The organism is Nostoc sp. CCY0012, from assembly GCF_963920855.1.
In the GTDB taxonomy this organism is placed as follows: Bacteria; Cyanobacteriota; Cyanobacteriia; order Cyanobacteriales; family Nostocaceae; genus Cyanocohniella.
Genome location: NZ_CAWUDM010000064.1, coordinates 22,380 through 36,105, shown reverse-complemented (window position 1 = coordinate 36,105; position 13,726 = coordinate 22,380). Strand labels below are relative to the sequence as shown.

The window sequence follows — 13,726 nt, the reverse complement described above, 5'->3', positions numbered from 1 at the left end:
CTCCCTACTCCCTACTCCCTACTCCCTACTCCCTACTCCCTACTCCCCACTCCCTTCTTCCGGTGCAGCAGGCGGAGACGGTGGAGGAGCGGCGGCTTTGTTGATTTCGTCTTTGTACTGAGCAGGTGCTAAAGCCAAGGCACTATCGAATAAAGGTTTTGCTTCTTCGACTTTGCCTTGTTCTTTGAGTAGCATTGCTTTTGCTAAAACAGGACGAAAATCTTTGGGGTCATTTTTAATTGCCTGGTCGTAGGTAGAGCTAGCTTGAGGATAGCGTTTTTGGGAAGCGTGAACCGTACCCAATAGCACTTGTACAGCCACAGTATCCACACTTCCCGGTTGAATGGTATTCACCTGAGCAGCGTTAGAGAGGGTTTCTTGTAGTAAACCCACAGCGGCTTCAGGACGTTGCTGATCTAACAACAGCGCCACCATCCCCTGCAAAGCTTTCAAATCACCAGGCCTAGTGGACAAAATCCCGCGATAAGCTTGAGCGGCTCCTTCTTTATCGCCCATTTGCTGCTTGGCTTGGGCTAGTAATACTCCATATTCGGACTGCTCAGGATTGAGTTTAGCTAATTTTTCTAGAGGTTCAATAACTCCTTGAACATCACCTTGATTTAAACTTAAAAGTTGTAGCCTAGCCTGTAACAAGCCTTTGAGCGCAGTTTGATTTTCTGGCTCCCGTTGCAAAACCAGTTCATAACCTCGTACTTCGTCTGCCAACTTTGATGTTGGATCAGAGGAAGATACACTGGTTCTCGTGCCAGTAGCCTCCTGGTTTGGGGATGAGGTATTATTCAGTGCGCTAATGATAGGAATCACCGAAACGCCTACAAAAGCAAGAACTGCCAGCGCTAAAATGATCCTAACTATCCAACGATTGCGCGGTTGAGACACAGTTTTGTCTTACTCCAGAATTCAAACGACATGATCATTGACATAAAATCGGCAAGCGAAATATTTCCAAAACTTTGCGGAATACCGCCAATTGCCTGTGAATTTTATAACAAATAACTATTCACACTGCTAAAGTAAGTGTTGACTTTAGGAGGAGCCATCAGAATTGTACTTATGATATGCTTCCGAAACTAGTGTAAAGGCGTTAAGTTACATTAGCGTATAAATGTAAATGTAGCGTCTCTACTATTGTATTGGGCGCTCTGGTGTAGGTTTGTAGAAAGCAAATACACTTTCAATTAGCCACACAAACGCTTTTTCAAGATGCCTTCGTAAAATCCCACTATGGGATGTGTCTCCGCCGCAAGGAGTTTTTATGAATTCCGACCTGATGCCTTCGCCTGAACCTTCTAACTCTTCTGCCAACCATCAACCTCAAATCAAGAAAGAGATAGCCGCTAATGTTCGTACAGTGGCAGCCCAGACCTCTAAACTTGAAAATTCCTCTGTCAATAGTAGCGAGACTGCTGCCAATGGGAACTTAGCCAATCGGCAACAACCGATTCCGCCTCCCAGTGAACCAATGCAGTATCGAGCCATCGGGTTAGTCCGAGGACGCTATCATGCCAGCAGCGAACAATTTACTCAAGGAACACTGCTAACTCCAGATGGTGTAGAACTTAACGCCGTCCTCCTTGGCAGGATTATGAGCTTAGTCAAAAATCACCTAGATTTAGAAAAAGATCATTTATGGGTGGTTTATCCGCGCACACGGCAAGAAAACGACACCTTGCACCTCCAAGTTGTGGGAGTTTGGGAACCAGAAAATCTGGCGAAACAACCAACAACAGAAGAAGAGGAGTCAACTTCGGGTGATCAACAGTCACAGAAAACCGATGATGAACTAGAAAACCTGGAAGAATCTCCCAGTGACCTCGTATCCTCATCCGAACTTCCTGATGGTAGTTTTTCCGTTCGAGGCGAGGTAGTTTATCAGTCTTTTGACGCCAAAAGCTTAGTAGTCAAAATTAAACAAGCTCCTCGCAAGCCAACTGACAAACCCAAATATTTTAAGTTGAAATTGCGGGGTGTGTTGACCACCAAAGCCGTTGGTAAGTTTTGGGACTTTCAAGCCAAACGAGAAGCCGACGGATTAGTAGTAGAAAAAGCCGAAGCGATCGCTGATTTGCCCAAAAAACGCAAACCACCGTTCAGAGGCGGCCCTCGTGGTGGTGGTGGTGGTGGAAGGAAACCCTTTCCCCCCAGACGCAATGGAGAAACCCCAAAACCTATCAAGAAAACAGGTGGCGACCCCTCCGCAGTGTCCAAACCCGTGCCTAAAACGCCTGCGCCTAAGCCCATTAAACGGACAAAACCAACTCAAGAGTAGGTGATGAGGTGATGGGGTGATGAGGGAGCATTTTATTTCTAGTCCCCATTACCCCTGATCTTCAGCTAGCGTGTACACACAAGTAGAAAAACCTCACCCTCGTTTGTTTTTAACTGGTAGTAGTGGACTTTAGTTCTAAAGCACAGGTAAACAAACATTCATGGTGCGTTGCGCGACAACACACCCTACTTGTAAAGGATTTGGGGTGATTAGATAATTTGTGTGTACACCGTAGCTTATCCCCATGTCTCAAGTTAAGTCCGATGCCCAGATTTCAAGTGACCGACACCGACGCATGGCTTTAACTAGATCCATAGAACGATGATATTCCACAAGCCAAACAGACTTCTTAATGAGTGTGCCGCAACTAAAACATTCCTAGGAAGTTAATGGTGGGTTGACTGCAACAGTGACTCTGCCAAACTTAACGCCAAAATATTCCAGCCATTTTCTGAATTAATACCAATCTGCATCATTAATAACCTGAGTTCGGGATAATCAAAAACTTTGATTATGTCGTGATTCTGGCTAAATACCTACGATATGTCCGCCGCGAGTGGAACGACTCAATTACAGGGTTTTTGGGATTGCTTCCCTGCGGTCGCAATGACAACAATTTTTCTACTGGATATGATATTTAGTTCTTAACCGCTTACCGCGTAGCGAGTACGTAAATCCTATTAATATAAAATTGGGATGCCTGTCCTTCTAATGTTTAAAATATTTCACGGAAATTTGATTTATATAAAGTATTTTGTATGAATTATTACTTCATGAAATCAGCATTTATCTGGATAGTTATCTGGCTGAATCAGTGAAAATTGTATCAAAAATAGAAAATACTTGAGATTAATTTCATCGCCTGCCAAAGATGTAATTATTTGAAGTTGTTGGCTAGTAAGCAAATTGGCAAACTTTTAGATTTCATAATGTACAGATAGGATTTATTTTTACGTAATTGCCGTAATTAATTGTATTGATTATTTATATATTTTTCTATATGTAAAATATGATATTTCTCTGTGGCATTCTTACTGCTTTTACGCTTTTTTGGAAAAATTTGATCTAAAATATGTCAGTTAAATGAGCTAAATTAGAAAGACTTGATAAACATACAGTATGAGGTCTGGTACGAAAATAGCCTTTGATGATTAATCAGTATTTTAGTCACGAAAATACACCTATATTAGAGAGATTGATTATCATGGAATTATTAACTTTCAGATTGAGTTAACACTAAAAACTATTTTTATACTCCGGTTTTGTATTTAGCTGAATGTTTAGAATATATAAAGTCACCTAATAATAGATTAAGTGAGTCTTTGAGTTACACCTTAAAACCATTCACTGAAATAGACCTGCATCTCGCTGTGGAAATGGCCATTTATAAGCACCAGGTGAATCAGAAAATGCAGTCAGAAAAACAAAGAATGGGGTCGATTATTGACAGTATGCCCTGTGCTGTAGTGGTGACTTATACCAGTGGACGTGTCCAAATGATGAATCCAATGGCGGAAGCACTCACTGGTTGGAAACAAGATGAAGCATTTGGCAGAGATTTATCAGAAGTTGTCAACCTAGTTGACAAAGATATGGATGAAGCAATCAATAATTTAGCAACACAAGTAATGGAAGTAGGTGAGGTGTTGAACTTACCAGAAAACTGTATGTTGATTGCCAAAGATGGGAGAGAAATAGCCATTGGAGATAATATCGCACCTATCCGCGATCGCAATGGTCAGATTACTGGCGCAGTGTTAGTTTTCCATGACATATCTCAACGCAAGCAAATGGAAACGCAACTGCTGCGGAATGCTTTTTATGATGGGTTAACAGCATTACCAAATCGAGTATTGTTTTTAGATCGGTTGAAGCACTCAATACAGCGACAAAAAAGACGACATGAATATCGGTTTGCGGTTTTGTTTTTAGATTTAGATGGCTTCAAGGAAATTAACGATCGCTTTGGGCATGGTATGGGAGATGATTTTTTAGTAGCGATCGCTCGTCGCTTAGAATCATGTGTACGTGGTGGTGATACTGTCGGCAGATTTGGTGGTGATGAATTTGCTGTGCTGTTAGAAGAAATTAAAGATGTCACCGACACGACAAATGTGGCCAAACGCATTCAAGATACTTTAGGATTGCCAATTAACCTCAATGGACATCAAATTTGCACCACAGTTAGTATTGGTATTGCCTTGAATAGCGGTAATGATGATGAACCTGAAACTTTGGTGCGGGATGCTGATATTGCGATGTATCGCGCTAAACAACAGGGAAAAGCTCGTTATAGTATATTTGATGCAGCAGCTAATTCTTAGCTGTTTTTCCATCACAACACATTCATTTTTGCAGGCGCATTTACCTAGTTTTTTACTAAATAAATTTTTTTATTAAGACTTACGCACTTGCTACGAAAATCGAAGCTTTGAGATTGCTTCCCTACAGTCGCAATGACGAAAATGCGTGATTGGTTGCGTAAGTCCTGTTTTATTTAAAAACCGCAAGTGCTGTATATCTCGAATTATTCAATTAATTCGCATAAAATTCTGTATCTCAGCTTGTATATGTGATTGTTGAACATACACTTGAGCAGCTTCGACTAAATTATCAATATTCTCCTGACTCACATCATCAATATCATCACTCAAGCGTTTACCTGTTAATGCTCTATCTAGCTTAAACTGTAACCGTAAAGCTCTCTCATTCAGCAGTTGATTAGTAATATACTCAGGAATATTAGACGAAGCATCTAGTAATACACCAATTAGCGGTTGCGCCCACTGTATCAAACCCCAACCTTGGGCTTTTTCAAAGGGAATTACTCGCGTGAGATCACCAGTACCTACGGAAAGAACGCTAATTTCTTCAATGTTGTTTCCTAATCTGACTGCTTCAGCCACGGCACAACTAGAAGGATTATTAGCAGCAACGCCACCATCAATAACAGAGTAAATAGTTTTAATTGAATATTCAGAAGTATTATCGGGAATTTGTTCCCAAGGTAAATTTATTAAAGCGCATTGTTTTTCACCAATATACCTTTTAATAGTGCGAGTTTGACCTTTTCCTTTGCCATCAATAATTCTGATTTGCCCGCCTTGATATATATTCTCTATTAAAGACTCCTTTTCCTCAAAAGTGATGGTGTTATCATTGCCATCTTTAGCTACGCCATTAATTCTTTTATCAAGTTTCTGTGCGGGGAAATAGGTAGGAGCCGATGCTGAACATAAACAGGCTTTCCATAAAGGAAGATTACCATAACTAGCATCTTGGTGCCAGCTTTTAAAAATAACTGGTTTTCTGCCAATAGTATCGTAAGCAACTATTAACAGCTTAGGTTTAGGAATATCTAATAGTTTGATATCACCTAAAGCAGATTGCAAAACTTGCGTTAACCCACTGTCAGAAAACTTAGGCGCAGATAAACCATATTTCAGTATTAGAGGGATTCTCTGCCAAGAAAAACGACTTCTATAGGGAAAGATAATTGAGCCTTGTTGTCTATATATATCAATAATTTCTTGGCTACTACGTCCTGTAGCGATCGCAGCTGCTAAAATCGACCCTGTAGAGGTACCGGCAATTAAATCAAAGTACTGATTTAAAGGTTGATTAATTTGTCTTTCGACTTCTGCCAACATAGCTGCGGCAACTACTCCCCGAATACCTCCGCCATCCAAACTTAAAATCCGAAAAACCATACCTAACTACATCTCCTGCAATTTTTCTTGACTCAATTTTAAAAATATTAATTACTTGAGTAAAGTTATTAAAATTATATTTTTGGTAATTACATTTTAAAAAAATTGCCCTAAATAACAGACAATATTTAGTATTGTTACTATAGCTTATTAGGTTTCATGTATTTTCCAACCAGTGTAAATACCGTTATTAACTTAATGAATTTATTTTAAGTTTCTCAATATCTGTGAATTTTATTTAATTGATGCAGCTAAAAATTTTTTATGGAAAAAACCGAAAAACAAAAAATGTTAGCAGGTGAGTTATATCTAGCAGATGATCCTGAATTAGTTGCCCAAAGTAAACAAGCCAGTCGTCTCCTGCGAATATACAATGCTACAACAGAAGAACAAAAACCCCAACGCCAACAAATTCTGCAAGAATTATTTGGACAAGTAGGACAAAAATTAACCATTGTGCCACCCTTCCACTGTGACTATGGCAGCCATATTTATGCTGGTAACGGCTTATATATGAATTATGGCTGTGTCATTTTAGACTGTAATGTCGTGGAAATTGGGGAAAATGTGTTGTGCGGCCCCTATGTCCAGATTTATGCTGCCTATCATCCTACAGAACCAGAAATCCGGTTATCTGGAAGAGAACTTGCTGCCCCTGTAAAGATTGGCGATAATGTTTGGATTGGGGGTAGTGCCATTATTTGTCCAGGAGTCACCATTGGCGATAACACTACTATTGGTGCTGGTAGCGTAGTTGTTAAAAATATACCCGCAAACGTTGTCGCTGCGGGCAATCCTTGTCGGATAATTCGGCACTTAACTTAAAACTTGTATCCTCTGGCAAGCCAATAATGCCAGTCAGCGATCGCTTCTAAAGTATCATTATCTGTATCAAGTGCGACTAAATCTGACAACTTAGCCACAAATACATCTTCATCTTGGCCATTGGGATAAACTACTTCCACATACATATCTTTCAAACATTCGTCTTCTGGTGCCATTCCTAACACCTCGACTTTTTTTTCCTCGACTGTGGAAGTTTTGCGTGACTTTTTCGACCAATTAGCCATAAAAGGCACATTTAGAGTATCGTCAAGGTAATAGTACCAACCCATTGCTCGGTCTTCTTTGTCTTCCGCATCGACAATTATCTCTGTTTCAATGCGATGCTCTCGTTGTTCGTCACGTTCAACACTAGGCATAAGATAAAAGCTTACATAGGATGCACCTTGATATGGTATAGCGTTTTGCCAATGGTGTGTCAATTTTTTCTTTGCTGTTTTACCCAATCACGGAACGCACGAATCATAGGTATTTCTCCAATTATGCGACTTTCTTGCAAAAAACGGAGAATTTCAGTGGTTAGTGGTAAATTTTTAAAAGTCGGTGAAACATCACAAGGGATGTATACACCCTCTTGTAATTGGTAAATTTGCATTACAGGTTTGTCATAACGCCACACTTCTGGAACACCCAAAGCCAGATATATAGAAAGGCGGTCAATAGAAGCGCTGGTGTAGTCCACCTCAACTACCAAATCAGGTGGTGGATCTTGACTTAAATCGAGATTTTGCTTATGTCGCATCACAGGTTCATTCTGGATGTAAAAACTCGAATCTGGTTCCACACCCCGCAGTAAGTCTTGGCGCTTACAAGTCACAGAACCAGTGCTTTTCAGATTAAGGTTAAGTTCCTCAGCTAACGCAAAAGCTAAGTGTTCAATCAGTCTATTATTATGCTCATGGGGCATTAAAGGAGTCATAATTTCCAGCGTTCCGTGGTCATAAGCCAGTCGCGTTGCTCGATTATTCCCCATTTCTGCGAGAATGGTTTCAAAAGTTTGCCAACTGATGTTAGGTAGTATGGCGCGTTGGGAATTTGGGGGTGCCGTCATTACCATAGGAATTATCCTCAGGCTTTTTTCCAAGATATCAAACAAAGGAGTTAGCAGAAGTACCTGTTTATTAACCTACTCTCAGTGAAGAAAATGACACATGACTTTTAAAGACGTTTGTGGCAGGCTCCTTAGTCAAAACTAAGGCTCAAGCGCTCAGTTAATATTAAGAGAAAGTTTTATGTTAATGTTAAGAATATTCCTAAAAGATTTATATGTCGCAACCCTCTACTCGTGATCCGGAGTTAATAGTTCATATCTCTATTAAAAAAATTACACAACGTTCAATTACTATAATTTTATGTCTTGCCGTAACTGGCGCTATAAGTGGTTATTTTTTGGTTTCCGAGTTTCCATTTCCCAGCTCAAAATGGTTTTATGAACTCTTTAGCCTTGATGAAGAGTTAAATATCCCTGCTTGGTATTCATCGTTCATGTTATTATTTGCTTCTGGAGTGTTAGCAGCAATTACTTCAATAAAAAAAACAGATAAGTATTATATTTATTGGAAAAACCTATCTTTAATATTTCTTTTTTTCAGCCTCGATGAAGCCTTCAGCTTCCACGAAATTTTGATTATTCCCTCGCTAAGAGAGGTATTGAATTTAAACCCAATATTTTTTCACACCTGGGTTATATTTGGGATTCCTGCGGTTATATTTTTTATATTCAAATATTTTAAATTTTTCCTAGATTTACCTAAAACGACTCAATCTTTATTCCTGCTTGCCGCAATTTTTTATGTAGGCGGAGCTTTGGGTATGGAAATGGTAGGTGGATTTTCCAGAGAATATTTTGGTCGGCTTGCCCCAATAACAACAATTATCATAGTGATTGAAGAATTGCTGGAAATGATAGGAACTGTAACTTTTATCTATGCGTTGCTAAATTACTTTAGCAGTTTGCGAGAAAGTATTAATCTAAAAATTTATGTATCTGAAAAGTAGAGCAATTTGTCTTACTCTGGAAATTCATGAGTATTATTGTCTTTGGCAGCATCAACATAGACCTAGTAGCAACCACACCCCAGTTACCAATAGCATGTGAAACTGTTCTGGGAGAAAGTTTTTGCAAAATACCGGGAGGTAAAGGTGCAAATCAAGCCGTTGCTTTAGCAAGATTGGGCATTCCTACTCACATGGTGGGACGTGTCGGCGCAGATAATTGTGGTGCAGAACTTGTGCAGAATTTGCAAATTGCTGGTGTGCAGACGGACAATATTTTCATCGATGAAACCGTCAGTTCTGGAGTTGCCATCATTACCATAGATCATGATGGTGAAAATCAAATTGTGGTAATTACCGGTGCAAATGGACGTGTTAATCAAGAAGATATAAAACGATTAGCTCATTTATTACCAACAGCTACAGCATTACTTTTACAATTAGAAATTCCCCTGAATACAGTAGTAGCAGCAGCCCAAGCCGCAAAAGATGCCAATATTCAAATAATTTTAGACCCCGCACCCGCACAAGCGAATTTACCCGATGAACTTTATCCATTAGTGGACATTATTACACCCAATGAAGTAGAAGCAGGGCAATTGGTAGGTTTTACTGTCGATGATGAGGAATCGGCAATCAAAGCAGCTAAGGTTTTATTACAACGAGGTGTGAAATGTGCCATCGTCAAATTAGGTGCAAAAGGTGTAATTTGTGCCACTGCGGAGACAACATTTTCTGTCCCAGCTTTTCCCGTTCATACCGTTGATACTGTTGCGGCTGGTGATGCTTTCAATGGTGGTTTAGCCGCAGCACTTTTTACAGGACTTTCTTTACATCAGTCAGTTGTTTGGGGTGCAGCCGCAGGTGCTTTAGCAGCAACAAAACTAGGCGCACAAACTTCGCTACCTGATAGGCTGGCGTTTGATTCTTTCCTGAAGGTAAGGGGAGTAGAGAATAAATTTGGCGTTGCAGAATAGAAATATGAATTAGTGCGATCGCTTATTTTCTCATACAGGCGTTAGCGTAGTTCACCGTAGGTATCGCTCTTGAGAAGATATTGGGCGCTACTTTTGGACTGATAACGAAAAAATATCGGGGATAATTTCATCAAAAGTAGCAAAACTCAATCTAGGTGGTTCACAATGTTAAGTAAGGTAAAGATGTTTATCAAAAATTAGAGTAAAAACCAATGGGACTATTTGGATTTGGCAAAAAACTGGTAATTCCTACCCCCCAAGAAGCTTTACCAGGCAGGGCAAAGACTATGCCCGTACCGGATTCACACTATGTGAATAAAAATCCCCTGAAAGCGCCTTTTCCTGAGGGATTGGAAACAGCAATATTTGGTTTAGGTTGTTTTTGGGGTGCAGAACGCAAATTTTGGCAGTTACCGGGAGTTTACACTACCGCAGTGGGTTATGCGGCTGGTTTCACACCCAACCCTACTTATGAAGAAGTTTGTAGTGGCTTAACTGGTCACAATGAAGTTGTTTTGGTGGTGTTTGACCCCAAAGAAATTAGTTACTCCCAATTACTGAAAGTTTTTTGGGAAAGCCATAACCCCACTCAAGGAATGCGCCAAGGTAACGACACCGGTACTCAATATCGGTCGGGAATTTACGTATACTCGGAAACTCAAAAGCAGCTAGCAGAAGCGTCAAGAGATGCTTATCAGCCAGCCCTTAACAAAGCAGGGTATGGGAAAATTACCACAGAAATCATCGATGCACCTGAGTTTTACTACGCTGAAGCGTATCATCAGCAATACCTAGCCAAAAACCCCAATGGCTATTGTGGCTTAGGTGGGACAAATGTTGCTTGTCCTGTGGGTGTAGTGGAATCTCAAATTAGCTAGAGAATACGGAAATTAAAAACCTCACCCCCAACCCCTCTCTTTGCTTGCTAAGGCGAGGGGGATTGGGAATAAAATTTCATAAACCGCTTTTCTAGCCTCTAGCCTCTAGCCTCTAAAGCACAGATTTAAGAAACATAAACGCCCCTATCCACAACATCATACTAATAGGCGCACCAATCAAAACACCTGCGATCGCCCAGCCGCGTTGATGAGCTTTAAATTGTTCAATACTCCGCCACTTGCGACTTCTCCAAGCCCATTCATTGCCTTTTGTACCCAAGGCGATCGCCATTATCCAACCGATCTGTGGTACAAAACAAAATAATCCGTACCACACATTATTTGTCCATAACCACAACCAAGGCAATAAAAAAGCTCCCCAATTCCAGCCTTGAATTTCTTCAGGTACGGTTTGTGTGAGGTTATTGATCCCACAACCAGAATTATTAACGATTTCTGGGGTTTTAGGTTTGGCTACCAGACCAGATTTGAGAGCATTCATAGCTTTACTTGCACTGGTGAAGCGTTGTTCTGGTGCAGGTTCTATCAACTTTTGTAGCCAGAGAATAAAACTAGGACTCAAATTCACCCGGTCAGCAAATTGTAGCCGTAAATCTTGTTGAGGCAACTCAGCCGGGGGAACCCCTGTTAACAAATGAATCAAAGTTGTTCCCAGTCCATAAATATCTGAAGCAGGAACAGCGCGACCACCAAACTGTTCCATTGGTGCATAACCATAAGTCCCCACAACAGTAAAAGTAACGCCTTCTTTAGCAGCTTTATCTTGAACTGCACCAAAATCCACCAAATAAATATGGTTATCTTCACCCCAGATTAAATTACTCGGTTTAATATCCCGATGTAACACCCCTGGATTCAAACCATGCAAATATATCAAAATTTTTAAAACTTCCACAGCAATTTTTTTTGCTTGCTTTTCGCTAAACCTGTTGCTGAGATTGAGTTTTTCTTTGAGTGATTCCCCAGGGATGTATTCTTGTACTAAGCCAAACCAAAGTGTGCGGTCATCAATGCAAAAATAATCAAGATACCGGGGAATACGAGGATGATTCAGCTGTTTGAGAATCTGCGCTTCCCGTTCAAAGAGTTTGAGGTCATCCCACTGAACGGTACCGCCAAAAGCTAAGAGTTTAACTACAACTAGCGATGTTGTCCCCTCATTAGCTTGTAAATCGGTTGCTAGCCAAGTTTGGCGAATCCCATTATTACCAAGTTCGCGCTGGATTTGATAACGGTGGTTTAATATCTGATCTGCTTGCAGCATTTGACACCTGCTGGCAATTTACGCTAGGGTGATTCACTTACTATTCCAGGATAGTCGCTAATTGCCGAAGATGTGGCAAGAACGAAAGCAACGGGATTTTTGACTAGGGAGGCATTTGGCCTACCCTACAAGTAATCAAGGTTGAGAAAGCTCAACAGTGCGGCTATTACAACGATTCATCGCCTTTTCTACTCCTTGTTTGAGGCTAAATTCTACGCACTCAACAACAAATTGAAGTACCAAAGACATTAATTGTGTTTCCGTCGCCGAAAATCTTCCTAAAACATGAGAGATAGACTCAGAATTATCGCTATCACTGTTATTTTTGGGTTTACCAATGCCGATGCGTAAACGCGGGAAGTTTTGGGTGCTAAGATGAGCGATCGCACTCTTCATCCCATTATGTCCCCCAGCAGAACCAGACAAACGCAGGCGAGTCTTTCCCAAGGGCAAATCCATATCATCATAAATGATCAATACCGACTCAGGGGGCAATTTATACCAGCTAGTCACCGCTTGTATTGACTGTCCAGAGCGATTCATATAAGTCAATGGCTTCAGCAAGCGGATTTTACCTCCACCTAGCGCCATTCCTTCACCGTATTCCCCTTGAAACTTGCGATTCTCCGCCACAGGAATTTTCCATGCGCGAGCAAGTGCATCTACAGCAGCAAAGCCAATATTATGGCGAGTTTGGTCATATTTGGGTTCTGGGTTCCCCAACCCGACAATTAGTTGAGGAATCACCAGAGATGGTTTCGTTACAGCTTCTGTCATTTTGTCCACAATCAATCAATTCGCAGCACTTCCCTAAGTAACTGGGGAAGAACCAGCAGTATCCTGCTCAGAGTTGGCTGCTTCGATTTGCTTGGGTTCGATTTCCGCAGAAGTTTTCATCACCTGTTCTATTTGTTCAGCTTCCCGTTTAAATTCGCTTTGAAATTCATTAGAAGCTTCTTGAAAACCACGAATTGCTTTACCAACACTACGACCAATTTCTGGCAACTTCTTGGGGCCAAAAATTAACAGCGCCACTATCATAATCAGACCCATTTCTGGCAGACCGATACCAAATATATTCATGTGGTTGCTCCTAATAAAGACAAAATGTAGGTAAAGCCAGGGACACTTACCTCATCTATACCATGCTTACTTAATCTAGGACTAGCCTTCTTTAGTATAAAACGCAGAAAAAAACCCGGACAAGCCGGGCATAGGTTCGCTGATTACGCAAGCTACAATGCTATGTATTCAGTTAGCCGCCTAAACTCTGCCAATCAACCAATACATCCTGAATCAACAGTGACTTATTGTAAACTTGCAGGATAATTAGCAGAAATACAAAAAATAGAGCCATAAAAACGCCCATTACAGGGGTTGTACCCCAACCAGGAGCAACTTTACCATACTCAGAATTTAGTGGTTTGAGGATATCTCCCAACCTAGTCCGTTGTGCCATAGTTCACCTAAGATCAGTTGCCAAAGCTTTTTTTAATCTTCTGTAATATTCTATAAGAATAGCACTCATAATTTATTCCTAATTTATGGAACCCGCAATAGTTCTTAGTATTTCCGTCGCTGTCGCCTTAGTTGGCATCACTGGTTTTGCAATTTACACTTCCTTTGGCCCCCCAAGTAAGCAATTAGCTGACCCTTTTGAAGACCACGAAGATTAAAGATGGGGGAGTAGGGAGTAGGGAATAGGGAGTAGGGAAATGAGGGAGATAAAAACAAAGATGTTGGTACTC

Annotated in this window: 14 protein-coding genes and 2 pseudogenes; 7 read left to right on the top strand and 9 right to left on the bottom strand. The window is 40.7% G+C overall.

Going from position 1 to position 13,726, the window contains the following annotated elements; genetic code table 11:
- Positions 1–39 precede the first annotated feature (39 nt).
- Positions 40–900: a tetratricopeptide repeat protein gene (locus tag ACM0OS_RS18375; protein ID WP_414544641.1), complete on the bottom strand. Its 861-nt coding sequence runs from the start codon at positions 898–900 to the stop codon at positions 40–42.
- A gap of 376 nt (positions 901–1,276) precedes the next feature.
- On the opposite strand from ACM0OS_RS18375, the gene ACM0OS_RS18370 reads away from it, so the two are divergent.
- On the top strand, positions 1,277–2,290 hold the full coding sequence (locus ACM0OS_RS18370) for a hypothetical protein (protein ID WP_414544640.1): 1,014 nt from the start codon (positions 1,277–1,279) through the stop codon (positions 2,288–2,290).
- A gap of 381 nt (positions 2,291–2,671) precedes the next feature.
- On the opposite strand, the pseudogene ACM0OS_RS18365 reads toward ACM0OS_RS18370, so the two are convergent.
- Positions 2,672–2,770: pseudogene (locus ACM0OS_RS18365) on the bottom strand (RNA-guided endonuclease TnpB family protein); the annotation flags it as partial.
- Between the two features lie 767 nt (positions 2,771–3,537).
- Between ACM0OS_RS18365 and ACM0OS_RS18360 the strand changes: the two are divergent.
- Positions 3,538–4,614 (top strand): annotated as a pseudogene (locus ACM0OS_RS18360) (diguanylate cyclase domain-containing protein); the annotation flags it as partial.
- 207 nt (positions 4,615–4,821) lie between these two features.
- Here the strand turns inward: ACM0OS_RS18360 and ACM0OS_RS18355 are convergent.
- Positions 4,822–6,000 carry a patatin-like phospholipase family protein gene (locus tag ACM0OS_RS18355; protein WP_414544639.1) on the bottom strand — a complete coding sequence of 393 codons (1,179 nt, stop codon included), beginning with the start codon at positions 5,998–6,000 and terminating at the stop codon, positions 4,822–4,824.
- Positions 6,001–6,264: 264 nt separating this feature from the next.
- On the opposite strand from ACM0OS_RS18355, the gene ACM0OS_RS18350 reads away from it, so the two are divergent.
- Complete coding sequence (locus ACM0OS_RS18350; protein ID WP_414544638.1) at positions 6,265–6,825, top strand: sugar O-acetyltransferase; 561 nt, start codon at positions 6,265–6,267, stop codon at positions 6,823–6,825.
- On the opposite strand, the gene ACM0OS_RS18345 is transcribed toward ACM0OS_RS18350, so the two are convergent.
- Positions 6,822–7,202: a calcium-binding protein gene (locus tag ACM0OS_RS18345; protein ID WP_414544637.1), complete on the bottom strand. Its 381-nt coding sequence runs from the start codon at positions 7,200–7,202 to the stop codon at positions 6,822–6,824. The two genes, ACM0OS_RS18350 and ACM0OS_RS18345, sit on opposite strands and share 4 nt — an antisense overlap.
- 59 nt (positions 7,203–7,261) lie before the next feature.
- A complete protein-coding gene (locus ACM0OS_RS18340) occupies positions 7,262–7,900 on the bottom strand; it encodes a Uma2 family endonuclease (RefSeq protein ID WP_414544636.1) in 639 nt (212 codons plus the stop codon).
- 209 nt (positions 7,901–8,109) lie between these two features.
- Between ACM0OS_RS18340 and ACM0OS_RS18335 the strand changes: the two genes are divergently transcribed.
- The 3 genes from ACM0OS_RS18335 to msrA all read left to right on the top strand — a co-directional run bounded on the left by ACM0OS_RS18335 (position 8,110) and on the right by msrA (position 10,693).
- Positions 8,110–8,841 (top strand): hypothetical protein, encoded by a 732-nt coding sequence (locus ACM0OS_RS18335; RefSeq protein WP_414544635.1) that lies wholly within the window; start codon positions 8,110–8,112, stop codon positions 8,839–8,841.
- Positions 8,842–8,867: 26 nt separating this feature from the next.
- Positions 8,868–9,815, top strand: coding sequence for a ribokinase (gene rbsK, locus ACM0OS_RS18330; protein ID WP_414544634.1), 948 nt, complete (start codon positions 8,868–8,870; stop codon positions 9,813–9,815).
- 212 nt (positions 9,816–10,027) lie between these two features.
- A complete protein-coding gene (msrA, locus tag ACM0OS_RS18325) occupies positions 10,028–10,693 on the top strand; it encodes a peptide-methionine (S)-S-oxide reductase MsrA (protein WP_414544633.1) in 666 nt (221 codons plus the stop codon).
- Between the two features lie 112 nt (positions 10,694–10,805).
- On the opposite strand, the gene ACM0OS_RS18320 is transcribed toward msrA, so the two are convergent.
- From ACM0OS_RS18320 to psbH, 4 genes are all read right to left on the bottom strand, one after another.
- Entirely contained in the window at positions 10,806–11,978 is a 1,173-nt protein-coding gene (locus ACM0OS_RS18320) for a serine/threonine protein kinase (protein ID WP_414544632.1), read from the bottom strand.
- A gap of 135 nt (positions 11,979–12,113) precedes the next feature.
- A complete protein-coding gene (pth, locus tag ACM0OS_RS18315) occupies positions 12,114–12,755 on the bottom strand; it encodes an aminoacyl-tRNA hydrolase (protein WP_414544631.1) in 642 nt (213 codons plus the stop codon).
- A 33-nt stretch (positions 12,756–12,788) separates the two neighbouring features.
- Positions 12,789–13,061, bottom strand: a complete 273-nt coding sequence (locus ACM0OS_RS18310; RefSeq protein ID WP_414544630.1) for a TatA/E family twin arginine-targeting protein translocase — start codon at positions 13,059–13,061, stop codon at positions 12,789–12,791.
- A gap of 172 nt (positions 13,062–13,233) precedes the next feature.
- Positions 13,234–13,437, bottom strand: coding sequence for a photosystem II reaction center phosphoprotein PsbH (psbH, locus tag ACM0OS_RS18305; RefSeq protein WP_414544629.1), 204 nt, complete (start codon positions 13,435–13,437; stop codon positions 13,234–13,236).
- Positions 13,438–13,522: 85 nt separating this feature from the next.
- Between psbH and psbN the strand changes: the two genes are divergently transcribed.
- The gene (gene psbN, locus ACM0OS_RS18300) at positions 13,523–13,654 is read left to right on the top strand and encodes a photosystem II reaction center protein PsbN (RefSeq protein WP_414544628.1); all 132 of its coding nucleotides are present in this window, start codon (positions 13,523–13,525) and stop codon (positions 13,652–13,654) included.
- The last annotated feature ends 72 nt before the right edge of the window (positions 13,655–13,726 follow it).

Coding starts and splice junctions, on each gene's coding strand:
- ACM0OS_RS18345 (WP_414544637.1), bottom strand. CDS start 7,202: ATGCCTAGTGTTGAACGTGACGAACAACGAGAGCATCGCATTGAAACA.
- ACM0OS_RS18355 (WP_414544639.1), bottom strand. CDS start 6,000: ATGGTTTTTCGGATTTTAAGTTTGGATGGCGGAGGTATTCGGGGAGTA.
- ACM0OS_RS18350 (WP_414544638.1), top strand. CDS start 6,265: ATGGAAAAAACCGAAAAACAAAAAATGTTAGCAGGTGAGTTATATCTA.
- psbH (WP_414544629.1), bottom strand. CDS start 13,437: ATGGCACAACGGACTAGGTTGGGAGATATCCTCAAACCACTAAATTCT.
- ACM0OS_RS18310 (WP_414544630.1), bottom strand. CDS start 13,061: ATGAATATATTTGGTATCGGTCTGCCAGAAATGGGTCTGATTATGATA.
- ACM0OS_RS18370 (WP_414544640.1), top strand. CDS start 1,277: ATGAATTCCGACCTGATGCCTTCGCCTGAACCTTCTAACTCTTCTGCC.
- ACM0OS_RS18320 (WP_414544632.1), bottom strand. CDS start 11,978: ATGCTGCAAGCAGATCAGATATTAAACCACCGTTATCAAATCCAGCGC.
- msrA (WP_414544633.1), top strand. CDS start 10,028: ATGGGACTATTTGGATTTGGCAAAAAACTGGTAATTCCTACCCCCCAA.
- ACM0OS_RS18340 (WP_414544636.1), bottom strand. CDS start 7,900: ATGGTAATGACGGCACCCCCAAATTCCCAACGCGCCATACTACCTAAC.
- psbN (WP_414544628.1), top strand. CDS start 13,523: ATGGAACCCGCAATAGTTCTTAGTATTTCCGTCGCTGTCGCCTTAGTT.
- ACM0OS_RS18335 (WP_414544635.1), top strand. CDS start 8,110: ATGTCGCAACCCTCTACTCGTGATCCGGAGTTAATAGTTCATATCTCT.
- pth (WP_414544631.1), bottom strand. CDS start 12,755: ATGACAGAAGCTGTAACGAAACCATCTCTGGTGATTCCTCAACTAATT.
- rbsK (WP_414544634.1), top strand. CDS start 8,868: ATGAGTATTATTGTCTTTGGCAGCATCAACATAGACCTAGTAGCAACC.